This is a genomic window from Christiangramia portivictoriae DSM 23547, from assembly GCF_000423045.1.
Classification (GTDB): Bacteria; Bacteroidota; Bacteroidia; order Flavobacteriales; family Flavobacteriaceae; genus Christiangramia; species Christiangramia portivictoriae.
This window is the reverse complement of record NZ_AUHF01000008.1, coordinates 49895-73828: the sequence shown is the minus strand read 5'-3', so window position 1 is coordinate 73828 and position 23934 is coordinate 49895. Positions and strand designations below refer to the sequence as shown.

At 40.3% G+C, this 23934-nt stretch carries 22 protein-coding genes and 1 tRNA gene; 9 read left to right on the top strand and 14 right to left on the bottom strand.

All coding sequences use genetic code 11. From position 1 onward, the window contains the following. The first annotated feature begins 7 nt into the window (after nt 1-7). The gene (gene trhA / locus G529_RS0107020) at nt 8-655 is read left to right on the top strand and encodes a PAQR family membrane homeostasis protein TrhA (RefSeq protein ID WP_026914868.1); all 648 of its coding nucleotides are present in this window, start codon (nt 8-10) and stop codon (nt 653-655) included. Here trhA and lysA read toward each other — a convergent pair. Both lysA and G529_RS0107010 read right to left on the bottom strand, forming a co-directional pair. Beyond that, a complete protein-coding gene (gene lysA / locus G529_RS0107015; RefSeq protein WP_026914867.1) occupies nt 652-1890 on the bottom strand; it encodes a diaminopimelate decarboxylase in 1239 nt (412 codons plus the stop codon). The genes trhA and lysA overlap by 4 nt on opposite strands. A gap of 102 nt (nt 1891-1992) precedes the next feature. Next, on the bottom strand, nt 1993-3162 hold the full coding sequence (locus tag G529_RS0107010) for an MFS transporter (RefSeq protein ID WP_026914866.1): 1170 nt from the start codon (nt 3160-3162) through the stop codon (nt 1993-1995). A gap of 225 nt (nt 3163-3387) precedes the next feature. Between G529_RS0107010 and sucC the strand changes: the two genes are divergently transcribed. Further along, entirely contained in the window at nt 3388-4581 is a 1194-nt protein-coding gene (gene sucC, locus G529_RS0107005) for an ADP-forming succinate--CoA ligase subunit beta (protein WP_026914865.1), read from the top strand. A gap of 452 nt (nt 4582-5033) precedes the next feature. On the opposite strand, the gene G529_RS0107000 is transcribed toward sucC, so the two are convergent. Beyond that, nucleotides 5034-5843, bottom strand: a complete 810-nt coding sequence (locus G529_RS0107000; protein ID WP_026914864.1) for an MBL fold metallo-hydrolase — start codon at nt 5841-5843, stop codon at nt 5034-5036. A gap of 61 nt (nt 5844-5904) precedes the next feature. Continuing rightward, complete coding sequence (locus tag G529_RS0106995) at nt 5905-6363, bottom strand: GNAT family N-acetyltransferase (protein ID WP_026914863.1); 459 nt, start codon at nt 6361-6363, stop codon at nt 5905-5907. Between the two features lie 98 nt (nt 6364-6461). On the opposite strand from G529_RS0106995, the gene treF reads away from it, so the two are divergent. Next, nucleotides 6462-8081 (top strand): alpha,alpha-trehalase TreF, encoded by a 1620-nt coding sequence (gene treF, locus G529_RS15570; RefSeq protein WP_084509754.1) that lies wholly within the window; start codon nt 6462-6464, stop codon nt 8079-8081. Between the two features lie 3 nt (nt 8082-8084). Beyond that, a complete protein-coding gene (locus G529_RS0106985) occupies nt 8085-8453 on the top strand; it encodes a DUF1622 domain-containing protein (protein ID WP_026914862.1) in 369 nt (122 codons plus the stop codon). 63 nt (nt 8454-8516) lie between these two features. Here the strand turns inward: G529_RS0106985 and G529_RS0106980 are convergent, their stop codons facing one another. Both G529_RS0106980 and G529_RS0106975 read right to left on the bottom strand, forming a co-directional pair. Further along, on the bottom strand, nt 8517-8894 hold the full coding sequence (locus G529_RS0106980) for a PH domain-containing protein (protein ID WP_026914861.1): 378 nt from the start codon (nt 8892-8894) through the stop codon (nt 8517-8519). Between the two features lie 2 nt (nt 8895-8896). Further along, on the bottom strand, nt 8897-9943 hold the full coding sequence (locus tag G529_RS0106975; RefSeq protein WP_026914860.1) for an NAD(P)-dependent alcohol dehydrogenase: 1047 nt from the start codon (nt 9941-9943) through the stop codon (nt 8897-8899). 166 nt (nt 9944-10109) lie between these two features. Here G529_RS0106975 and G529_RS0106970 point away from each other — a divergent pair, with 166 nt between their 5' ends. From G529_RS0106970 to mazG, 5 genes are all read left to right on the top strand, one after another. Next, nucleotides 10110-11258: a trans-sulfuration enzyme family protein gene (locus tag G529_RS0106970; protein WP_035695746.1), complete on the top strand. Its 1149-nt coding sequence runs from the start codon at nt 10110-10112 to the stop codon at nt 11256-11258. A gap of 6 nt (nt 11259-11264) precedes the next feature. Continuing rightward, entirely contained in the window at nt 11265-11981 is a 717-nt protein-coding gene (gene bshB1 / locus G529_RS0106965; RefSeq protein ID WP_026914858.1) for a bacillithiol biosynthesis deacetylase BshB1, read from the top strand. 60 nt (nt 11982-12041) lie between these two features. After that, nucleotides 12042-12117, top strand: a tRNA-His gene (locus G529_RS0106960). Nucleotides 12118-12207: 90 nt separating this feature from the next. Beyond that, nucleotides 12208-12609, top strand: coding sequence for a lipocalin-like domain-containing protein (locus G529_RS0106955; RefSeq protein ID WP_169513785.1), 402 nt, complete (start codon nt 12208-12210; stop codon nt 12607-12609). Nucleotides 12610-12671: 62 nt separating this feature from the next. Then, the gene (mazG, locus tag G529_RS0106950; RefSeq protein WP_026914856.1) at nt 12672-13463 is read left to right on the top strand and encodes a nucleoside triphosphate pyrophosphohydrolase; all 792 of its coding nucleotides are present in this window, start codon (nt 12672-12674) and stop codon (nt 13461-13463) included. Nucleotides 13464-13792: 329 nt separating this feature from the next. Here the strand turns inward: mazG and G529_RS0106945 are convergent, their stop codons facing one another. The 8 genes from G529_RS0106945 to G529_RS15565 form a co-directional block, all read right to left on the bottom strand. Continuing rightward, entirely contained in the window at nt 13793-14164 is a 372-nt protein-coding gene (locus G529_RS0106945; RefSeq protein WP_026914855.1) for a DUF2200 domain-containing protein, read from the bottom strand. A gap of 123 nt (nt 14165-14287) precedes the next feature. Next, a complete protein-coding gene (locus G529_RS0106940; protein ID WP_026914854.1) occupies nt 14288-16564 on the bottom strand; it encodes a DUF349 domain-containing protein in 2277 nt (758 codons plus the stop codon). 115 nt (nt 16565-16679) lie between these two features. Further along, nucleotides 16680-17408 (bottom strand): shikimate dehydrogenase family protein, encoded by a 729-nt coding sequence (locus tag G529_RS0106935; protein WP_026914853.1) that lies wholly within the window; start codon nt 17406-17408, stop codon nt 16680-16682. Further along, nucleotides 17405-18421: a DUF368 domain-containing protein gene (locus G529_RS0106930; RefSeq protein ID WP_026914852.1), complete on the bottom strand. Its 1017-nt coding sequence runs from the start codon at nt 18419-18421 to the stop codon at nt 17405-17407. The genes G529_RS0106935 and G529_RS0106930 overlap by 4 nt, the downstream gene beginning before the upstream one ends. Then, a complete protein-coding gene (locus G529_RS0106925; RefSeq protein ID WP_026914851.1) occupies nt 18408-19346 on the bottom strand; it encodes a DUF368 domain-containing protein in 939 nt (312 codons plus the stop codon). Before G529_RS0106925 ends, G529_RS0106930 begins: the two co-directional genes overlap by 14 nt. A 39-nt stretch (nt 19347-19385) precedes the next feature. Beyond that, nucleotides 19386-20783: a tetratricopeptide repeat protein gene (locus tag G529_RS0106920; protein ID WP_026914850.1), complete on the bottom strand. Its 1398-nt coding sequence runs from the start codon at nt 20781-20783 to the stop codon at nt 19386-19388. A 92-nt stretch (nt 20784-20875) separates the two neighbouring features. Continuing rightward, nucleotides 20876-22072 carry an aspartate aminotransferase family protein gene (locus G529_RS0106915; RefSeq protein WP_026914849.1) on the bottom strand — a complete coding sequence of 399 codons (1197 nt, stop codon included), beginning with the start codon at nt 22070-22072 and terminating at the stop codon, nt 20876-20878. Next, entirely contained in the window at nt 22069-23877 is a 1809-nt protein-coding gene (locus G529_RS15565) for an OstA-like protein (RefSeq protein ID WP_035695743.1), read from the bottom strand. Before G529_RS15565 ends, G529_RS0106915 begins: the two co-directional genes overlap by 4 nt. Nucleotides 23878-23934: the final 57 nt, after the last annotated feature.

Below are 23934 nucleotides of genomic sequence, written 5' to 3'. Positions count from 1 at the left end.
TGTTACCGTGCCAGTGAATAAAGATCCAAAATATTATCCTCCAGCAGAAGAGCGTCTCAATATTATTTCCCACGGAATAGGTTTTCTGCTGAGTATCCTTGCCCTCTTCCTGCTTACCGAGCGCGCATTAGAATTTGATTCCTCAGCTTATCTTGTAAGTTTTTCAGTATTTGGAGGCAGTATGATCCTGTTATATGCGGCGAGTACTTTATATCATAGCGCTAAAGATCATCAGAAAAGAGCGAAGTTGAATATACTGGATCACGCTTCAATTTACATTTTGATAGCAGGAACCTACACACCCTTTGCCGTGATCACTTTGCCCGGACAAATTGGGAATATCATTTTATGGACTGTCTGGTTGATCGCACTCGCAGGAGTTATTCTGAAGTTTTTCTTCACAGGAAAATACCAGCTTCTATCAACGATCATGTATGTAGCCATGGGCTGGATCATTGTCTTTGCGGGCAATTCCATGCTGGAGAATCTAAGTGCACAAGGTTTATGGTGGCTGGGAGCAGGCGGAGTTTCCTATACTGTTGGCGCCGTCCTTTTTATGCTGAAGAATCTACCGTTTAATCACGCCATATTTCATGTGTTCGTATTACTGGGGACATTTTGCCATTTTATGTCCATCTACCTTTATGTAGTCTAACTTTGAACTTCTGAAACTTCAGTTGTAACGTTTTCGAAATCAAGTTCAATCTGGTGCCTGGTAAGATCTTCAAATACTTCCCGCTCCCGAATAAGATGCGCCTGGTTATTATGCCACAAAACTTCCGCAGGTCTTAACCTGGAATTAAAATTACTGGCCATGCTGAAGCAGTAAGCCCCGGCATTGCTGAAACTTAAAATATCACCTTCCCTGATTTCAGAAATACGCCTGTTATTCCCGAAAGTATCAGTTTCACAAATGTATCCTACAACACTATAGAACCTGTTCTTGGCATCAGGGTTGCTAATATTGGTAATTTCATGATGTGAACCGTAGAACATGGGCCTGATCAAATGATTAAAACCTGAGTCTATACCGGCAAACACCGTTGAGGTGGTTTGTTTGATAACATTCACTTTAGCCAGGAAATTTCCAGCTTCACTTACCAGGTATTTTCCGGGTTCAAAAGCCAGCGCCAGGTCACGCCCATATTCTTTACAAAAAGCCTTGAACTTCTGCGTAAGTTGTTCGCCAAGATCTTCAATATCTGTTTCTATATCACCTGGACGGTAAGGAACTTTAAAGCCGCTACCAAAATCGATGAATTCAAGTTCTTTAAAATTTCTAGCTGCTTCAAAAAGTATTTCAGAAGCATGCAGAAAAACACCGATATCAAGAATATCACTACCGGTATGCATATGGATACCGTTAATATGCATTCCTGTATTTTCTACTATTCTAAGTAGGTGCGGCATTTGGTGGATACTAATCCCGAACTTGGAATCAATATGACCAACAGAGATCTTTGAATTTCCACCTGCCATTACATGAGGATTAATACGAATGCAGACAGGAATTTCAGGATGCCTGCTTCCAAACTGTTCCAAAATGGAAAGATTATCAATGTTGATCTGGGCACCGAGCTTAACTACTTCCTCGATTTCTTCAAGAGAAACCCCATTAGGAGTGTAAATGATCTTACTGGGAGACACACCTGCCTTGATTCCCAGTTTTACTTCCTGAATCGATACGGTATCCAAACCGCAACCCAGAGAATTAAGTAGTTTAAGGATGGAGATATTGGAAAGAGCTTTTACAGCGTAATGAATTCTTAGTTCATCCACTTTAAAAGCATTGGTTAACCTCTGATATTGAGAGATAATCTTATCAGCATCATAAACGTAAACCGGGCTGCCAAAATCATTTGCTACAGTGAGTAGATCCTTATGTGTCATTTCTATTCCTAATTTGCCGTAAAACTACAGCGTTTTGCAAAAGTTACCCTAGATCAATTTTAAATATAACCAATTTATACCTTTTGTTAAATATGTGTATTCCTAATTGGTAACTTGAAGAGAAGCCTGCCTTTTGCGCATAAGGATAACGCCAATTCCAATGAAAATTCCAATACCTGCCATCACGGCTCCCACATATTGGGCAGATACAATTCCATACCCGTAAGCGATAGGTAGCCCGGCAAGATAGGCACCACTGGCATTCCCCATATTAAAAGCACTTTGATTAAGAGAGGAGCCTAACATCTCAGAGCCTTTGGCAGTATTAATTACCGCCATTTGTATAGGGGTGGCAATACAAAATGCGATCACCGGAATTACAAAAGTGGTTACAAGCACCCCAATCTGGTCGTAAGCCACAAAAGTATTTACTAAAAGCGCTGTTACCATAAGGATCAGGGCTATAATAACTGCTTTGATCGGACTGAACATCTCAGCCAGTTTCGCACCCAGAAAGTTTCCGGCGACCATTCCTAAACCGGCAAGGATCATCGCATAACTTACAACACCTTCAGAATGACCTGCGACATCTGTAATTAGCGGAGCTATATAGCTGTACCAGGCGAAAAAGCCACCAGTTCCTATAGTTGTTAGAAGGATAACCATCCAGAGTTCTGGTTTCCGAAGTAATCTTAATTCTTCTTTCATTCCGCCGGCATTGGCAATTTTAACTTCGGGCATCCAGAATTTGATGCTAAGAATTGCACAAATCCCCACGATTCCAACCGCAAGAAACGCAATTCCCCAGCTAAAATTTTGTCCCAGCCAGGTGCCAAGCGGAACCCCTATGACGTTGGCGACCGTTAACCCGGTGAACATCATTGCAATGGCCTGGGCTTCCTTGCCGGGGCTGGCCAGTTTGCCGGCCACTACAGCGCCAATTCCGAAGAATGCTCCATGGGGAAGACCGGAAAGAAACCTGGCGAGCATTAAAAGCTCGTAAGAATTTGCAAAAGCAGACAGGGTATTGAATATGGTGAACCAAACCATAAGACCAAGAAGTGTCTTTTGAGGCGGCCATTTGTTTCCAAAAATTGTAAGCAGGGGCGCGCCAACGACTACTCCAAGGGCATAAGCCGAGATAAAATGTCCGGCTACCGGGATGGAAACCTCCAGGGCAGTTGCGATCTCAGGCAAAATTCCCATAATCACAAACTCGGTCATCCCTATTCCAAAACCACCAATTGCCAATGCTAATAATGCCTTTTTCATTAGAAAATATTAAGGGGCAAATTTAAATGAGAATAGAATGCCTTGCTAGTTATAGATCAGATTTCTGCGATAACCTTTTCGTTTTTCCGAAGATATTTCAAAAGCCCTGCGTAATAAGAATTTCCGAGTATTAGGCTATCGTTAAGAAGCTCAAAAAAGATTGGTACAATAGTATGTATTTGTTACTTTTGCTGTCCATAATAAATACAGAAGAAATAGCTGATTATGAATATACACGAATATCAAGGAAAAGAAATTTTAAGCAGCTTTGGAGTCCGCATTCAACGTGGAACCGTAGCAAGAAACGCTAAAGAAGCAGTAGAGGCTGCAAAAGCACTTACCGAGCAAACTGGTACTGGATGGCATGTGATCAAAGCACAGGTTCATGCTGGTGGACGTGGTAAAGGTGGTGGTGTGAAACTTGCCAAAAACCTGAAAGAAGTAGAAGAGATTGCCGGAGAGATCATCGGGATGAATCTTGTAACACCTCAAACTTCTGCGGAAGGGAAAAAGGTACACCAGGTTTTAGTTGCTGAAGATGTTTACTATCCTGGAGACAGTGAGCCGGAAGAATATTATATGTCTGTTCTTTTAAACAGAGCTACCGGCCGTAACATGATCATGTATTCTACCGAAGGTGGAATGGATATTGAAACCGTTGCTGAAGAAACTCCAGACCTTATATTCACTGAAGAAATCGATCCATCTACGGGATTACTTGGATTCCAGGCACGTAGAATCGCTTTCAATCTTGGACTTAGCGGGAAGGCATTTAAAGAAATGACCAAATTCGTAATGTCTCTGTATGAAGCTTTTGAAAAATCTGATTCTTCACTTTTCGAGATCAACCCGGTTTTGAAAACAAGTGATGATAAGATTATGGCGGTAGATGCAAAGGTGACTTTGGATGATAATGCACTTTTCCGTCACAAGGACTATGCTGAAATGCGTGACGTTCGTGAAGAAAATGCTACGGAAGTTGAAGCAAGAGAAGTTGGATTGAACTACGTAGATCTTGACGGGAACGTTGGATGTATGGTAAACGGTGCAGGACTTGCTATGGCAACTATGGATCTTATCAAGCAGGCAGGTGGAGAACCGGCAAACTTCCTTGATGTTGGTGGAACAGCTGATGCCAAGCGAGTGGAAGAAGCTTTTAGATTAATCTTAAAAGATGATAAGGTAGAAGCAATCTTGGTGAATATCTTCGGAGGGATTGTAAGATGTGATCGTGTAGCACAGGGAATAGTAGACGCTTCCAAGAATATGGGAGATGCGATGAATGTGCCAATCATTGTAAGATTACAGGGAACAAATGCAGATATCGCTAAGGAACTGATTGATAATAGTGGACTAAAAGTTTACAGCGCAGTACAATTCCAGGAAGCAGCAGACAAAGTTCAGGAAGTACTTTCTTAAGAACTTCAATTTAAGTCATAGAAAAACCCGGCCATTTAGCCGGGTTTTTTGTTTCAATAAACTAATTCCTCCTTAATTAAAATTTCCGATAAGAAGTATCAGATACTAGAGTCATCTACCTTTAAATTTTGTAACGAAGTATAAATTAATAATATTAATTAGCCATTCAAATTTGCAAAGAATGAGAGTCCATGGCTGAATTCAGCTGACAACTAAATCATAAAGTTTTCTAAAATATAAATCTTTCAGGCAATTGAACTAAAAAAGATTCGTTCTAAATAAAGAAGAAAGCTTATATTTAAAGATATGAGAATGAATAACTTAAAAGTCGCTTCCCAGATTAATAAAAATGCTTGATGATATTATTGTTGAATTTGTTTTAGCCAACTAAAAATTTATCAAAATATAAAAGCTTATTAATCTGAAGAGCGACTTCTAATTTTGATACGATACTATTTCGATCTTTCCGGGTACCAGTCCATCAGTTCTACTTCAATCTTCGAATTCTCTTCATTGACAAGGCGTTTAAATTCTTCCACATCTGAAAGTCCGTTTTTACCTCGATAATGGTACGGAATTACTTTTCTGGGTTTGAATGCGAGAACGCCCTTCGCAGCACGATCTACTGGCATGGTGTAGGGTAAATTCATGGAAACCAGAGCTACATCAATATTTTCAAGATTTCTCATTTCCGGGATATCTTCTGTATCACCAGAGATATAAAGTCTTTTGCCATTTCGTTCAAGAACATAGCCGTTTCCACGACCCTTTACATGCATGGCATCTTTAGATTGTGGTAAATTATACATAGGAATGGCTTTTATATTTATTCCCATAAAATCTCTGGATTCTCCGTTGTTTAATACAACGTAATTTGCTTTTAGTTCTGCAGGTAACTTGTCTTTAACCGCCTGCGGTACGATTACAGTGACACTATCAATACCAATCGCCATTAGTGTCTCGGCATTCATATGATCTCCGTGTATGTCTGTGATCAAAATAAAATCAGGTCTTTCTTTATTTTCAAACGCTTCGGCACCGCCAACTGGATCTGTATAAAAAGTTTTGTCTCCCCACTTGAAAACAGCAGTAGCATGTGAAATTGGTTCAATTTGAAGATCCAGTGAATCCTGATCGTAAGGCAGATTTACTTCTGCACTATTCTCTGCAAGAGTATCCTTACTACTTTCATTTTCCTGGCCCTGATCTTTACAACCTACAAGTATTAAACCCGCAGCAATTAGAGTAGCCAAATTTTTCATAGTCAATTTTTTGCCTAAGATAAGGCTGCAACTGCCTTTGACTGTTTGGTTTAATAAAGAATTATGAAAGGATTAATGACATTTTAATATCACCACGGGCATAAGGATTATCCTTCTCGATAGGAATTTCTTTAAATCCATATTTGCGATATAAATGGATGGCATTTGCGAGTTTTCTATTAGAATAAATGATCAATTTACTCCAGCCGCTTTCTTTGGCAAACTGTAGGGCATGTTCTATAAGAAAATGTCCAATCTTCTGCCCGCGAAATGCTGGTTTTACTGCCATTTTTGTTAGCTCGAAAACTCTATCTTCTATCTTCATCAAGGCAACACAAGCCACTATTGAACCATCTTTCTTTACATAGAAGATCTTGCCACCCGGTTCAATAATGAATTTCTCAGGGTTTCCCAGAACCTCTTCATCATGTGGTTCTACATAAAAGAATTCATTTAGCCAGTGCAGGTTCATCTTTTCAAATTCCTCAGCATACTTTTTATCCCAATTGAGTATCTCCATGATTGTTGTTTCGTAATTCAAAAATATAAAGAAGCTTTGAGTAGCGAACCTTTACACGTATCTATTTCTTTATATTTATAGATCTTAAACGCTGCATTATGAACTTCCGAAGATATTTCAAAATTTTTCTGCTAGGCCTCATGAGCACTTTCTATGCCTGTAAGTCCAGTCCGGAACCGGCTGTAGTTGAAAAAAATGAGAATATTGAAATTCTGCCGCCTGCCGAGCTCTACGGAAATTTATTTTATGACGTGCAAACAAGAGCTATTTTCCAGGATAGTAAAACCTTCGTTGATGCGATTCCCAAATATAATGTAGGCCTAATCAGGCAACGTTACGATATGCTGGAGGATACCACTACTGCCGGTTTGAAAACTTTCCTGAATCAACATTTTGAAATTCCTGAAGCCGATCAGGATTTTAAAAGTGATAGTCTGCAGATAGGTAACCACATAAAGAGTTTATGGGAAGAGCTGAAAAGGCCTGCAAATGATAGTATTTCCGGGACCCTGATTCCGTTGCCAAATAATTATATAGTGCCTGGAGGTAGATTTCGTGAGGTTTATTACTGGGATAGTTATTTTACCATGTTAGGATTGCAGGTGGATGACGAAAATGAAGTCATCAGGAACATGGTGGAAAACTTTGCGTTCCTGATCGATGAATTGGGTTTTATTCCGAATGGGAACCGCACCTATTACCTCGGAAGATCCCAGCCACCCTTTTTTTCGCTTATGGTCGAAATACTGGCTGATATTGAAGGTGAGCAGGTTTATGCAGAATTTCTGGGAGCACTGGAAAAAGAACATAGCTTCTGGATGAAAGGCGCAAGCCAGTTAAATCCAGGAAATGCGCTGCATAGAGTTGTTATGCTGGAGGATGGTACCGTGCTGAACCGGTATTATGATCAATTCGCGACACCCAGACCAGAAAGCTACCGGGAAGATCTGGAAACTGCGGAAATCGCTTTAAAAAGAAACCTAGATTTGAAGAAAGAAGAAATCTACCGTAATCTAAGAGCGGGTGCAGAGTCCGGTTGGGATTATTCCAGCAGATGGCTGGTGAGAAATGAAGAAAACGAGTTCAAACTTTCAAGTATTCGTACGACTTCCATTTTACCTGTAGATCTGAACGCGCTATTGTACAAACTGGAAAAGACCATCTCCAGGACAGCAAAAATTTCAGGAGAACATGAAATATCGGCTAGTTATGGGAAGCTGGCAGACGATAGGGCGGAGGCGATCAAGACGTACTTCTGGGATTCTGAACTCGAGTTTTTCCAGGATTACAATTTCGAAAATCAGGAATTTACGGGAAACCTATCTTTGGCAGCAATGTATCCTTTGTTTTTTCAGATCGCAGATGAACAGCAGGCAGGTAAGGTGGCTATAAGAATCAAAGAAGAATTCCTGAGACCGGGTGGAGTTGTAACTACGCCTTATAATACCGGACAGCAGTGGGATGCACCAAATGGCTGGGCTCCTTTGCAGTGGATCACTATACGGGGGTTGAGGAATTATGAGCATCTGGAACTTTCCGAAGAGATAAAAAAGAGATGGCTTAAGATCAACCGGGAGGTATACGATAGAACTTATAAAATGACAGAGAAATACAATGTACTGGACCTTTCGAAAGAGAGTGGAGGTGGGGAATATCCCACCCAGGATGGATTCGGGTGGACCAATGGAGTTTATAAAAAATTAGCTTCAGAAGAATAGTTTATGGAGGAAATAGGTTTATATATCGAGTATGCCGCTAAATTTATTGAAGTTGCCGGAGTGGTGGTAATACTTCTGGGCACGATCATCGCACTATTCAAATATGCCCTGGCAAAGCAAGGACATGGAAGCAGGTCTTATAAATTACTAAGACAGGAACTAGGAAAAGCAATTCTTCTTGGACTCGAAATCCTGGTCGCTGCAGATATCATCGCAACCGTTGTGACAAGACCAACATTGGAGGAAGTGATCTCCCTGGGAATCATTGTCCTGATTAGAACCTTTCTAAGCCTTTCCATAGAACTTGAAATTGAAGGCAGATTTCCCTGGCAAAGAAAAGAAAGCGAGAACAGGCTGGACCAGGAAGCTTAGCACATGACATAAAAAAGCCACTGAGATTACAGTGGCTTTCATATTCTATTAAACTATCCTTATTTACAAGGTGTACTCAGCGAGTAACTTCTGTACTTCATATATATCAACACTCTTGTTGAACTTTTTAGTAATACTTGGAGACTGTTGTCCAGAAATCCAGATCTTAAGTTCTGCATCCAGATCAAAGCTGCCTGCAGTTTCCACGCTAAAGCGCGTGATGCTTTTGTACAGCACTGTGAAATACTCCACTTTGCTACCAGTAAGACCCTGAACATCCACGATGATGAGGCGTTTATTGGTAAAAATGAAAGTATCTCTAATAATCTTGAAGCCAGCTATAACATCTTCAGAAGGTATCAGCAATTTGCCATATTTCTCCTGAATAACGGTTTTCTCCAGTGCTCCTGCATTACCTAACAAAGAGGATAGTAGTCCCATATCTAGTATTTCAATGATTTCATGTCGATTACAAATCTATACTTTACATCAGATTTTACGACTCTGTCAAAAGCAGTATTAATAGAATCCATATCGATCATTTCGATATCTGAAACAATATTATGCTCTCCACAGAAATCCAGCATTTCCTGAGTTTCCTTTATTCCGCCAATCAGCGAGCCTGCAAGTCTTTTTCTTCCCATGATGAGTCCTCCACCATGTATATCAACTTCATCGATCGCACCAACTAACGTCATGGTTGCATCTCTTTTGAGCAGAGCGACATAAGGATTCGTGTCATGACCAACAGGAACTGTATTTAAAATAAAATCGAATGAGTTCGCGTGTTTCTTCATTTCGTCCTCATCCTTGGATATCAAGACTTCATCTGCACCCAAAGATTTTGCATCTTCAGCTTTCGCAGGAGAAGTAGTGATCATGACCACGTGAGCACCCAGAGCGTGAGCGAATTTCACTCCCATATGTCCAAGACCACCAAGTCCAACAACACCAACTTTATCACCTTTTTTCACATTCCATTGCCTAAGTGGGGACCAGGTCGTAATTCCAGCGCACAATAAAGGTGCAACAGCTTTTGTATCCAGATTCTCTGGCACTTTAAGGACGAATTTTTCTCGAACCACTACCATCTCTGAATATCCGCCAAAGGTATGACCTCCTAAATGTTCATCTTTTCCATTATAAGTAGCGGTCATACCATTTTCACAATACTGCTCAAGCCCGTCTTCACAGGATTGACATTCCTGGCACGAATCCACCATACATCCAACCCCCACAAGATCACCCTGCTTAAAGTTTTTCACATCGGCACCAACTTCTACTACACGTCCTATAATTTCATGGCCTGGTACCACTGGATATTTACTGTTTCCCCAATCATTTCTTACCTGGTGAATATCACTATGGCAAACTCCGCAATAATCTATTTCTATCTTTACATCATTAGCAAGAATTTCCCTGCGTTCAATTTCCATTTTCTCAAGATCGGCATCGTTTGATTTGGCGCCGAAAGCTTTTATATTCTTCATTTCTGTCTTTTTTGGAAATTTACTTAAAATATAGCTTTCAGAAGGCTAATGCCTGGTAGGTTTAACTATTCTTAACGTGTTGAATTGATCATTGTCAAGTTTCAGGTAAACCATTGCTTTCAAAGAATTCTTAGTACCTTAGGAGCTCAATCTTGAAACTTTAATTATGAGCGATTCTAAAGGAATCAATACTATATGCACACATACCGGAGAACTGGAAGATACCCAGTTTAAAGGTGCTGTTTCGCCGCTGTACATGGCAACATCATACGCTTTTGAAGATGTGGAAACAAAACGTTATCCCAGATATTTTAACACTCCCAACCAGGTAGCCCTTGCTAAAAAAATGGCTGCGCTGGAACATGGAGAAGCTGCATTGATCTTCGGAAGCGGAATGGCCGCAGTGAGCACTTCATTAATGGCGTTTTTAAGGTCTGGTGATCACGTTGTTTTTCCAGATGCACTTTACGGAGGAACCAGTAATCTTGCGGTAGAAGAGTTCGCCAAATTCGGAATAGAATATACTTTTGCCAAGGATTCTACCATAGCTTCTTTAGAATCTGAAATCAGGGAGAATACAAAGGTAATTTATATAGAAACACCATCTAACCCGTTGCTGAAGATCACAGATATCGAAGGAGTAGCTAAACTAGCTAAAAAGCACGGACTCGTTAGTATGATCGATAATACATTCGCTTCACCAGTGAATCAGAATCCGTTGGATCTGGGGATAGATATCGTTCTGCATTCTGCAACAAAATATATGGGAGGGCATAGTGATATCCTGGCTGGAACTGCCATAAGCTCAGAAGATCATATGGACCGCATCTTTCAAATGGCGAAGAATTTTGGTGGGAGTTTAAGCGATTATACGGTCTGGTTACTGGAAAGAAGTATTAAAACAATGGGTTTACGTGTTAAAGCTCAAAATGCGAACGCCATGCAACTTGCCGGGTATTTAAGTACACATCCCAGCGTAGCAAATGTCTATTATCCAGGTTTAAAAGATCATCCAGATCATGAACTGGCAGCAAAACAAATGTCGGGTTTTGGAGGAATGATGTCATTCGAACTGAATGCTGAGATCGACGTGCAACATTTCATGAAATCTCTAAAACTAATAAAACCTTCCATGAGTCTGGCCGGAGTGGAAAGTACCATTCTCTTACCTTCCAAAACAAGTCATGGTTTGTTAACCGAGGAAGAAAGAGCTCAGCAGGGCATCAAGGATAATCTACTAAGATTCTCTGTTGGAATAGAAGAGTTCGAGGATATCAAGAACGACCTCGAGCAGGCTATAGCAAATACCAAATAATACTTTATGAAATTAGATATACTTGCGATCGGGGCACACCCAGATGATGTAGAATTGAGTTGTGCCGGTACCATTGCAAAAGAGATTAGCAGAGGAAAAAAGGTTGGAATTCTTGATCTTACCAGGGGAGAACTTGGTACGAGGGGAACGGCAGAGATCCGAGATCAGGAAGCAGCTGCAGCAGCCAAGGTTTTGGGAGTTGAGGTTCGCGAGAATCTTGAGTTTAGTGATGCATTTTTTACTAACAACACTTCCCATCAAATGGAGATCATTAAGATGATAAGAAAATATCAGCCAGAAATTGTTTTGTGCAACGCAGTAGATGACAGGCATATCGATCATGGGAAAGCCGCGAAATTAGCTAGTGATGCCTGTTTTTTAAGTGGTTTGCGCAAGATCGAGACCATTATGAATGGTGAGAGTCAGAATGCATGGCGACCTAAACATGTGTTTCATTATATCCAATGGAAGAATCTAAAACCAGATTTTGTAGTGGATATTACAGGTTTTCTGGACAAAAAAATTGAATCAGTAAAAGCATACAGATCGCAATTTTATAGCGAAGACAGTAAAGAGCCGGAAACACCCATCTCCAGTAGTAACTTCCTGGATAGCATTACATACAGGGCACAGGATATGGGAAGGCTTATCAATACTGATCATGCTGAAGGGTACAATGTAGATCGCTATGTAGCAGTAGATTCTGTATTTGACCTCATTTAATTGAATTTTTTTCTTTGCTGAATTGTACAAATAACTTACATTTGCAACCGCTAATCAAATGGTGGTTGTAGCTCAGCTGGTTAGAGCGCCGGATTGTGGTTCCGGAGGTCGCCGGTTCGAAACCGGTCTTCCACCCTCACAAAGCTTCTCAGAAATGAGAAGCTTTTTTTGTTTACGCAACCTTTCTCAATTATTTGCATCTACCTAATGAATCAAATCAATGAAAATGAGAGAATTAATCCTTCTTTTTGTCGCAGCCATTTCTTTAAATAGCTGCAGCAGTAGTGATGATAGTCTGTTAATCGTAGACCTTACAGTAGACAGTCTTTCAGGAACCTGGAAATTGACCGAGGCATATGTAAGCCCGGGCGGAGAGACCACCTGGCAAACGGTTGAAAATGGTACAGAATATACATTTTTTTCTAATGGTAATTTCAATGCTACGCAGGACGAATGTTCAACAGGAACCTACAGTCTCAATCTCAATGACAGCGAACTTTCATTCACTTGCACAGATAACACAGAAAGTATGCGCTCCTTCAGGGTAGTCAGCATTACTGAAAGCGAAATGGAGATAAGTTATATTGGTTGTATAGAAGCTTGCAGTTATAGATATCGCAAGCAATAAACTTCAGTTCATGTTTATCATACGGTTTTGATATATTACTTTTGAAAAAATTGTTTTTCAGTATGAATTCCAGGCAAGATCAACTCCAGGCTTTTGACAGACTATTAACCATCATGGATGAGCTCCGGGAAAAATGTCCCTGGGATCGTAAACAAACCATGGAATCCCTTCGTCATCTTACCATTGAGGAAACCTATGAGCTTGGTGATGCCATTCTGGATAAAGACATGGAAGAGATACGGAAAGAACTTGGAGATGTATTATTACATCTGGTGTTTTATTCAAAGATTGGAAGTGAAACGAATGACTTCGATATCGCAGATGTTGCGAATGGAATATGTGATAAACTTATAGATCGGCATCCTCATATTTACGGGGATGTGATCGTCGCAGATGAAGAAGAGGTAAAACGAAACTGGGAAAACCTCAAATTGAAGGAAGGTAAGAAAAGCGTTCTGGAAGGAGTGCCCAGATCTTTACCAGCCATGGTCAAAGCTAATCGTATACAGGATAAAGTTGCAGGAGTTGGCTTTGACTGGGAAGAGCCTAAGCAGGTATTTGAAAAACTTCAGGAAGAACTCAGAGAGTTGGAAGCGGAGGTAACAGATGATAACAGTGACCTGATTGAAGCAGAATTTGGTGATGTACTGTTTTCTATGATCAACTATGCTCGTTTTCTAAATGTAAATCCTGAAAATGCCCTGGAGCGTACCAACAAAAAGTTCATTAAGCGATTTCAATATCTGGAAGAGAAAGCGGCAGAGCAAGGAAAATCACTGAAAGATATGAGTCTTGCTGAGATGGATGTGTTCTGGAACGAGGCCAAGAAAGTTAAAGCAAATCGCAATTTCTAAAAATATAATAATGCGAGATATTATTTTAGCAAAGACCAGCTATTTTCATAGAGATCGGTCAATTTTTCAAACTTTCGGTTTTGTTGGAAGATAGTTATGTAGCAAATTCTACATTATTGCTCAGAGGTAAATTTTCTGAATAATTCACGTGTGAATCATTCAGAAGGTTCCTATAAAAGAATATAAATCCGGAGTGGATGTTTGCTGAAATTTGCATTCATCCAAATGAAAAGTAGACAATTTAATCATCAGTTGAAGTCTTATAAACAGCGTCAAGATACAGACGATACCTGATAGCTAATGTAACCTTAATTTCATCGCGGTTTCAGTCATTTTCTTAAGATCTTTTCCATTTTTCGGCCTTTGGCTAATTCATCGATCAGCTTTTCCATTTTTCTACAATCGCGATACAAGGCAAATTCTTCAGGAATCTCTTCAATACGATATCCGCACACAACGCCTTTGATCATGTGGGCATTTTGATGGATTCTGGCTTCTTCAAAAAAATCCTTGAATGTGGCCTGACCGTTAATAAAAGATTCTAATTGGTCCTGGTTGAAACCTGTAAACCATGAAATTACACAGTCAAGTTCTTCTTTTGTCCTGCCGTTCTTTTCTATCCTGTTCAGATAATGCGGATAAACAGATCCAAAACTCATTTTCGCGATCTGCTCATTTTTCTCTGCTGTTACTTCTCCCATATTTAAGTGATTGGACAGCTCAGCAAAGCCTATTGTTAGGCATCACTCCTTTTCCGGTTGTTCTTGAATATTACAGCCTGTCATATGTAATCTTGGAAAAACAGGCTGTAATTTGATTTTAAATTAGTACAGAGTTTTGATCTTGGCAAGTTTTTCCTGCCATACCTCAAGATCTGCTTTATGCTGAGCGATATTTTTATGTACATCCCGTACCAGTGGATTGTCATTATCTACATTGCTGAAGAACTGTAGATTGTTTTCAAGCTGCCTGATCTCACTCCTGGTTTCTTCGATCTTCTTGGTAAGGAAATAGTGTTCATTCCTAATTTTCTTATCGTCATCTGCATCATCCAGAGCCTGGATTTTGTTCTCGTACTTCATCATCTCTGCTTTCGTGTTGTCCACATCGAGCTTTTTAAAGAGTTGATCCAGCGCTTTGTTAAACTTTCCTTCGATAAATCTTTTGTTGTAAGGAACCCGACCAATATCTTTCCATGACGCGATCTTAGCCTTGATGGCAGTAAGATCTTCTTTTTTAGTGCCAGTAAGTTCCATCGATTTCATATCATCCAGCAAAGCCTTCTTTTTTTCGAAAGCTTCCACTTCTTCCTTGTTCTCCTCGTTCTTTTGCGCGTGCATGCGATCAAAATAATGGTTACAGGCCTTTTTGAACTGTTTCCAGACCTTATCGCTGTCTTTTCGGGGCACGTGTCCAACTTTCTTCCAGTCGTTCTGGATTTTCTTCATGAGAGGCGTGACCGTTTTAAAGTCATCGCTATTCATGTTATCTTCCGCAATTTTAATAAGTTCTTTCTTTTTCTCAAGATTATCGTATTGCTGCTTTTTTAAGTTCTTGTAATACGCATTTTTCTTGCGATTGAATTTTCGAACATGTTTCTTGAACTCGTTCCAGGTTTCCTGATTCTTGCTCCTGGGAACCTTTCCCGCCTTAAAGAATTCTTCGCGCAACGCTTCAATTTGTTTGATGCTTTGCTGCCATTTGTTGTGGCTGTCAAAATCCTGCTCTGCGATCTCTTTTATCTTCACGATGATATCTCGCTTGTTTTCCCAGTTCTTCTCGTATTGTTCGTCTAGCTGTGAATAATATGCCTGGCGGCGATCGTGAATTTGCTTGGTGGCAGCACTAAACCGCTTCCAGATATCCTCGCGATATTCCTTGGCTACTGGACCCAGTTCTTCTTTCCACATTTTATGTAGCATCTGTAGTTCACGGAAAGAACGATTGGTATCTTTTTCCTGCGCCAATTCTTCAGCGCGGTCTATCACCTTAAGTTTTTGCTCAAGATTATGCTTGAAGTCCAGATCTCTGAATTCCCGGTTTAAATGTAGAAAATCATAGAAATTCTCAACATGATGGTGATAGGTGTTCCATACATTGTTATATCTGTCTCGTGGAATTGGTCCGGCAGTACGCCATTTATCCTGGATTTCTTTGAAATGATTGTAGGTGGTATTAATATTTTCCTCTACACCAAGTAATCCTTTTAATTCCTCAATAAGTTCCAGACGTATGCTGAGGTTCTGGTTAAGATCTTTTTTAAGGCGTTTGTAATAATCGTTTCTCTTTTCCCGATAATCGAAGTAGATGGAACTAAATCTTTTATTGAGCGGGGTAGAGTAGTGGAAGTCAATTATATTCCCACCTTCAGCGAGAAATTCTTCTTTTTTCTCTTCCAGTTCTTCATCGTACTTAGCGTTGAATTCTGTTCTGATTTCCTGAACATGTTCTTTGATCGCCTGCACTTTTTCAGTCTTTAGCAATTTTTCCAGTTCATCAACCAGTGCTTCCTTACTCATGGAATGATAGTCTTTTTTCTCGATCGCGTGCCTCTCTCCGGCACTTTCATCTTCGCTATCTTCCGCAACCGCATTATCCATATCCTCTTCATGATTGCCGGAACTCTTCTGGTTTTCACCAACCACTGCCTCGCCTATATCACTATTAAGATCTTCATCCTGTTCTTCTGATGTTGCCTCTGGCCTTCTGGTTTCCGATTCCGAGATCATAGCGTCCTCATGATCTGTCGAATTTGAAACTTTTCGTACAGTTTTGTTTTCAGGTTCTGCCGATTCTGAGCTTTTCTTAACAGGATAGGTATCTCCATCACCTTCCATGGCTGTATATGGATCTTTATCGGGATCTATTTGTTCAAGTTTTTTCTGATCTGAAGTTGCCTTTCCAGAAGCAGATTCATTCACGATAGCATCTTCATGGTCTGTGCCAGTATCACCTTTTTGTTCAGATTGCTTCTGAAGATTTTCAGAGTTTTCCTGCGGTTCATTCAAAGAATGATCTGTAGAACGGGAGGGCTGCATGGAGTCCATTTCGTGGTTCTCAGACATTTCATTTTTCTTGTTCTCATTTTCTGTAGTGGACATATCTTCCAATGTTAAGGTTCTTCAAAATCGAATTATTCTGAAAGATAACAACTCCACCAAAATTGGACAAGGGAATGATTCTATTTATAAATCATATATAGCTATGAAATTGAATTCAGGTATTCCAGATTGACCAGCTTTTCTCAGCCTGCAGTTCTAGCATCTGGTAACCATTGATAGTCTTAGCACCACGTTGAGAAGCCAGCTGCATCAGCATGGTTTCCTCTGGATTATAGATAAGATCAAAGATAAGATGCTGGCTGGAAATACCTTCCAATGGGATTGGAGGATAACGATCTGTATCTGGAAAAGTGCCTAAAGGAGTTGTATTGATAACCAGTTTGTTACTATTAATCAATTCAACATTCAGTTCATCATAAGATAGACTATTTTCCGAAGCAATTCTGGAGATAAAAGTGAAGGGAACTGACAGTTTGTCAAGAGCATATGCAACGGCTTTTGACGCTCCTCCGGTACCAAGAATTAAAGCAGAGGTATGGAAACTTTCCAAGTGTTTTTCGAGTGATTTTTGAAAGCCAAAGTGATCTGTATTATACCCGGTGAGTTCACCTTGTTCAGAAATTTTGATGGTATTTACAGCTCCAATCTTTTCAGCTTCCGGGTCGAGTTGATCCAGAAATGGAATCACTTTTTCCTTATATGGGATCGTCACATTCATTCCTGAAACCTCTGTGGTTTTAAAAATTTCAGGGAATTGATTTATATTTTCAAGATCGAAATTGATATACCTGGCATTTATATTTTCATTGCTGAATTTCCTGCTGAAGTAGTTCCTGGAAAAAGAATAGTCGATGTCTTTACCAACAAGTCCAAAAGTTCTCATTTTTCTGAAGTGATTTTTTCATACCAGGCGAGTCCAAGCACAATACTAATGCCTATTCCTATGAAGAAAATTGCCGCGAAAGTTTCCAGTTGATCAAAATGTGGCCAGTATCGATCGTAATTATCGATTACCTTGTTCCCATTCCTGTCGATTAAAATCTTTCCCTGTGCGCCAATTTTATAGACCTTTTCTTTCCAGGGCCAAACTACTCCAAGGGAGCCTGTAATAAATCCAATAATCACCGCAAAGGTTTCTTTTTTCCTTTTTTTGAGAACATAGCCTAATAGATGTGATAGGGAAACCAGTCCAGCCAGGGAACCAATTGCGAATACCGCCAAAACCTTTAGCATATGAATTCTTTCAGCATCTGCAGTCCAGGAGAAGTCCAGCGTGAGAACATCAGCCATGGTATCGTAAAGCGCATTGACGGAGTCTACGAGTAGCAAAACATAATTACCTACCAGAATTAAAATAAAGCTGCCTGAGAGGCCGGGAAGGGTCATTCCAGACACACTAATCATTCCGCAGATAAAAACGAACCAGAGATTGTCATTTTCTCTGGCAGGCTCCAGGAAACTAATGGCTATTCCCGCGATAATCCCCAGCACCGCAAAAACGATGGAATTGCGGTCCCAGTCTTCAAAATCTTTGCTAATGTAATAGATGGAGCCAATGATCATTCCGAAGAAAGCAGACCAGACATACAATTCGTAATGTATGATCAAATAATCCAGGATCTTGGAAACACTAAAATAGCTCACCAGCATTCCGAGGATTAAAAGGAACAGGAACTTGCCGTTAACGTAGTGATATAAACTTCTGAATCTACCCGAAATAAGTAGTTTAAAGGCTTTCAGATTGACTTTTTGTAAGGAATAAATGAACTCTTCATAGAAGCCAGCGACAAAAGCAACAACTCCACCAGATACGCCTGGAACCTTGTTCGCAGCGCCCATAGCCAGGCCTTTCATGACCAGCAGGAACTTATCTGTGAAGGTCCTAGTCTGCTGCATTGGCATTTTCGGGTTTGTTGCCTGCCAGTATTTCCAAACCTAGTATAAGGAAGAATCCGGCCAGCATCAATACTACCGACCATACTGTTTGTGGATCACCGTCAAAATTCCAGGGCAGGACTGAAGCTTCCTTCAGAACGACCTCTTTATCTCCATACATCGCCGTTTCCAATGTTTCTTTCCAGGGCCAGATCTTATTCAGTGAACCAGCAATAAATCCGGTTAAAACTGCAAGAGTGATACTGCTGTAATGCACAAACAGCCATTTCAAGATCTTGGAAAATGTAAGCAGGCCAAATACAGCTCCAACACCTACAATCCCTATGGTCTTAAGGTCAAAGTCGTGAGCCGCTTCGGTAATGGATTTATACGCACCCAGCAAAACCAGAATAAACGCTCCTGAAATTCCGGGAAGGATCATCGCACAAACAGCAACTGCTCCAGCAAAAAATAAAAACAAATAGGAATTGCTGGCTGACAGGGGAGGAAGGCTAACGATATAAAAGGCAACAGCAGCACCGGCTAGAAGCGCGGCAAAAATTTTCCAGTTCCACCTGGGAATTTGTTTTCCTACAAACCAGATGCTCGCTATCACCAATCCGAAGAAAAAGGACCAGATGAGAACCGGGTGGTTTTCGAGCAGGTAATTCGCCAGACGCATCACACTAAAAACGCTTACCAGGATACCTGCGAAAAGAGCCAAAATAAAATTACCATTGAGTTCTTTCCACATGGCTTTAAAACCATCAGACTTCCAGGTTGACAGTAGCCCGAGATTCACACCGCTAATAGTGGTGATCAATTCTTCATAAATACCTGATATAAAAGCGATAGTTCCTCCGGAGACACCGGGAACAACATCTGCGGCTCCCATAGCCATACCTTTGAGGCTAATCTTTAGATAGTCCACTAAACTGCGCTGCATCTTAGAATTTTATGATTTTGCCCAAAGTTAGCAAAATTACTAAGAGAGCTTCACGAACGAATTTATAATTTGCTTAATGCTTTTTCGCTCGAAAATATTTGGAAAAAGTTCTTCGATGATAATGTAGTATTCTGAATCGGTCTTAAGCGCATTGTTCAGGTGAAAATAGCCTTTGTCACCATTATTTGTGTTAAAATATAAACCGGCAAGACGATATTCCACTTCCGCAGTTCCCGGGTAAAATTCCAGAGCCTGTGTCATGCTCGTGATCGCAGTTTCATATTCTCCCAGCCCTATTAAAATATCACATCTTCTAATCCAGGTTTCCAGCTCATAATTTCCCAACTCCAGACTTTTCTTATAGCCTTGTTCAGCTTCTTCAGGGAAATTCAGTCTACTGTTGATCTTTGCATATCGTTTCCAGTACAGCACATTTTCCTCATCGATATTGATCGCCTTGTTGATATAATATAGCGCTTTTGGATAGTTCCGTTTTTTGATATAAAAGTCGGTAATCGCAATCCAGCCTTTATCAAGCAATGGATCTTCGTGAACAGTTTGCTCATAATTTTTGATCGCGAAGTCATCACAACCAAGTTTCTCAAAGCATTTCCCAATTCTAAAATAGGCAAATGATGTAGGATCATCCAGTTCCAGGGTGATATTGTAATTCTCAATAGCTTCATTATAACGCTTCAATTTCTCAAGAACTTTTCCTTTCTCCAGGTAAGCTCCCACAAACCTGTCATCGCTAATGATGGCAAAATCGAATGCTGCCAAAGCTTTGGTGTAGTTCTTCAGGTCAAAATACTGTTTACCCACCTGGTGCCAGGCTACTTCGCAATAAGGATGCTTGTTCAGGTAAAGATTCAGATACTCGATCGCCTCCTCTTTTTGTTCAAGAAAATCAAAGCAGTACATGATATTGTAAAGTGCGGAGTAATCTTCATCATCTGCCTCAAGGCATTTCATGAAACTATATTTTGCGTTCTCGAAATCTTCCAGAAACAGATACTCCATTCCAATAAGAGAAAAAATTTCAGCATCTTCCAGAGTGATTTCCAGGGCTGCTTCCAGCATGGTGATGGCTTCAGCATGCATATCTCGTTTGGAATAGATCTGAGCCTTTTGAATATAGATCTCCTCATTGGAAGCTTCAAGATTCTTAAGTTCATTAAGAATACTGTCTGCAAGATCCAGCTTGTCTTCAAAAACCAGGATCTCAACTTTGTATAATCGAAGGTTTACTGAAGTTGGATGTTGGGCAAGACCCATTTTCACCGCCTTTTTAGCAAGAGCGATCTTACCATTCTCCATGTAATGGTTGATGATATTCTCAAATTCATTCGAATCAAAGAAAAGCACGTCATTTGTCTTTAACATGGATTCGAAGCGATCGAGAGAGAAATTATCTTCTTCGTTATGGCTCAACTGCATAAGGGAGTGATTATGGGATTTCTACTGTTATTAAAGTTAAAAAGGAATAAGAGCAATACCTGCGCGAGGCTGCATTGTTGTTAACAAATTAATTAACAGCCTCCCATATGACTTTTCAACTCTTCCAGTATGTCAACAATAATGCCACATCCTTTCACAATTTCTTCAGAAGATATTGTTAGCGGCGGAGTAATCCTCACAGCTCGTTTTTCGAACAATAACCAGAATAGAATTAACTGTCGGTCCTTTGCTCTCAGCACCAGCTGGTCTGCAATTTCGGCAGACTTCATGATGATCGCCAGCATCAAACCTTTACCTCTAACTTCTTCAATGAGCGGGTGTTGTAAATGTTTTCTGAAGAGCTGTTCTTTCTCTATGGTTTCAGCAATAAGACTAGTGCTCAAAAGCTCCTTGAGAGTAGCCAGTGCCGCGGAAGCAATTAATGGATTGCCTCCAAAAGTAGTGATATGTCCCATTTTTGGGTTATCCATCAATAGGTCCATAACCTCTTCTGAAGCTGTAAAGGCACCAATTGGCAATCCGCCACCCATACCTTTCCCCATCACGACGATGTCGGGAACGATGTCATAATTCTGAAACCCGAATAATTTTCCGGTCCTGCCAAAGCCAGGCTGAATTTCATCCAGTATCAACAAAGCACCGGTTTCTTCACATCGTCTTTTCACTTTCCGAAGATAATCCTTGTCAGGCTCGATAAATCCGGCTCCACCCTGTATGGTTTCCAGAATAACACAGGCAGTTCCCTCGTTAATGTTTAAAAGGTCATCAGTAGAATTAAATTCAATAAAAGATACATCACCAATCAAGGGTTTAAAAACCTGTACACGTTCTTCAAAATCCATCAGGCTCAGAGAGCCCATGGTATTTCCATGGTAGGCGCTTTTTGCTGCGATGATTCCAGTTTTACCCGTAGCTCTCCTGGCTAGTTTTAAAGCTCCTTCTATCGCTTCTGTCCCGCTGTTAACCAGATAGGTCTTGGAAAGAGAACCTGGGAGATTCTCAGCTAGCAGTTTACTGAGTTCTACTGCAGGAGCCTGAGCGTATTCGCCATAAACCATGACATGCAGGTATTTCTCTGCCTGATTCTTAATGGCTTTGATCACGGCAGGATGAGAATGACCAAGAGTACAGGCTGAAACTCCCGCAACAAAATCAAGATAATCCTTGTTATCACTGGTTTTAATATAACATCCTTCGGCACTTTCTACCTCCAGTGCCAATGGGTGAGGAGTAGTTTGCGCTTGAAATTTTAAAAAATCATCTTTCATTCCTGTTTCTCTGTCAGTGTATCCTTAACTGGTTTTTCTGCTTGTTCTATCAGATTTTTGACTGAATCCTGAATCTTCTCATTTTTGTATTTTAATGAATCCTGTGCCCTGTTTTGCAAAATATCAGGTTTAAGCCTGGAATTCTGGTTGAGCAGAAGATCGTCTTCTTCTCGTTCATCAAAAAAGTCCTCGGGAGCTTCAGGCATTTCGATACCTTTAATTTTAGTAAGTTCGGGTAAAGGCTTTCCTGCGAATAAATCTTCCCTGGAAGTAATTTTTTCATCACCTCGCCAGTTAAAGCCCGCAAGTGTCCTTTGGTTTTGAGGAACTTCATCTTCCGGAGGCATTTTGCCCTGCACGGCATTTAAATAATCTATGAATTCGATCTGTTGATCCTGAAAAAGGATTCGTATGTAGCTGGCCAGTGTTTTGTTGATGGAGATCAGGGCGCCTTCATCATTTCTCAAATAATTCAGCGTCTCTGTATTTTTGTCTATTATAACTTCGCGTAACTGGTTTTCTTCAAAATACCCGGTAAGGATTTTACCCTTTAGTTGATTATATCCTTCTATGGTGTCTTTCTGAATTAAAAAAGCATTATCAAATACGAGTAAGCTATCCAGCTGTTCAGTTTTAGGATTTGACTGAAGATGAATACTATCCCCGGTCATTTGATTTAGGCCAGACCATAGGATCGGCTTCTTATCACCAAAACGTTTCAAATTGATAAGTTTCGAGAGTCCGCTTTGCTGATCTGAAAAGATGGAATCACTCCGGCCACTCATAGGGTTCTCACCGGTTTGATCTTCCTTGAACATTCGAACATCGTAAAAACCACGTACGATTCTGTGATCGGGTTTTCCAGTGATCATTATAGTATCACTATGAATAAATAAAGTGTCCCTTTCCTGTAAACTTGCCGCCAGGGCTCTTTTAGTAATAAAAACAGAATCTTTATCTCTATAAACTTCAGCATAATGACCGGTTACCTTGCTGGAGTTGATGGTATCTATAACCTGAATGTTGTTGGTTGCTGAAGCAAAACTGGTTTTACGATCAAAGTAAAGACTGTCTCCTTTTAAAATACGATTCTCATAATCTATCCTGGAATTCTTTACAAAATAGCCATTATCTGCCCTGGTGTCATAAAACCCACGTTCGCAGTAAACGGTGCTGGTTTCGCTTTTGATCGTGGAAGGACCATATAAGTACGCGTAACCGGTTTCAGAATAGAAATCGAGCTGTTCAGAATTTATGGTGTATTCAGGATTTGTTACCACGACTTGATCCACAAAGCTGTACTTGTTTTGTTCCATATAATAGCGGCCAATTCTACTGGTAAGGACACTCGCAGTATCCCGAACCTTACCACCACTTCTGTAATATGCTTCCTGCTTTAATCTGTCGAAAAACAAACTGTCGGTTTCTAAAGTGGTTTGAGGTCTTTTCATAAGGACCTTCCCGCTGGCGAAAGCAAATTCAGTATCACCATTATATTCAGCATAGTTACTGGTCATGCTTACACTGTCACCCTGCTGCATTCTTATATTACCATAAGCTTTAAAGAAATTAGCTTCTTTGTAAAATACGGCGTTATCACACCAAACTTCTATACCATCATGATCAAAGTAAACCTGATTATCGATTTTGCTTAAAATCAAAGCACCGGGATACCTGGCTTCATTTTTTAAAGTTCTGTCAGATTCGTAGTTGATTTCCTGACTATTTTGCGCCTTTCCTGGTTGAAAGAAGATCACGCAAAGAAGTACGCTAAAGATGTTTCGCAATGCAATAATTTTTTTCAAAAGTACTCAATTTTTGAATGCCTGTTTGATGGATATGAACGCGAGATATCATTTTCG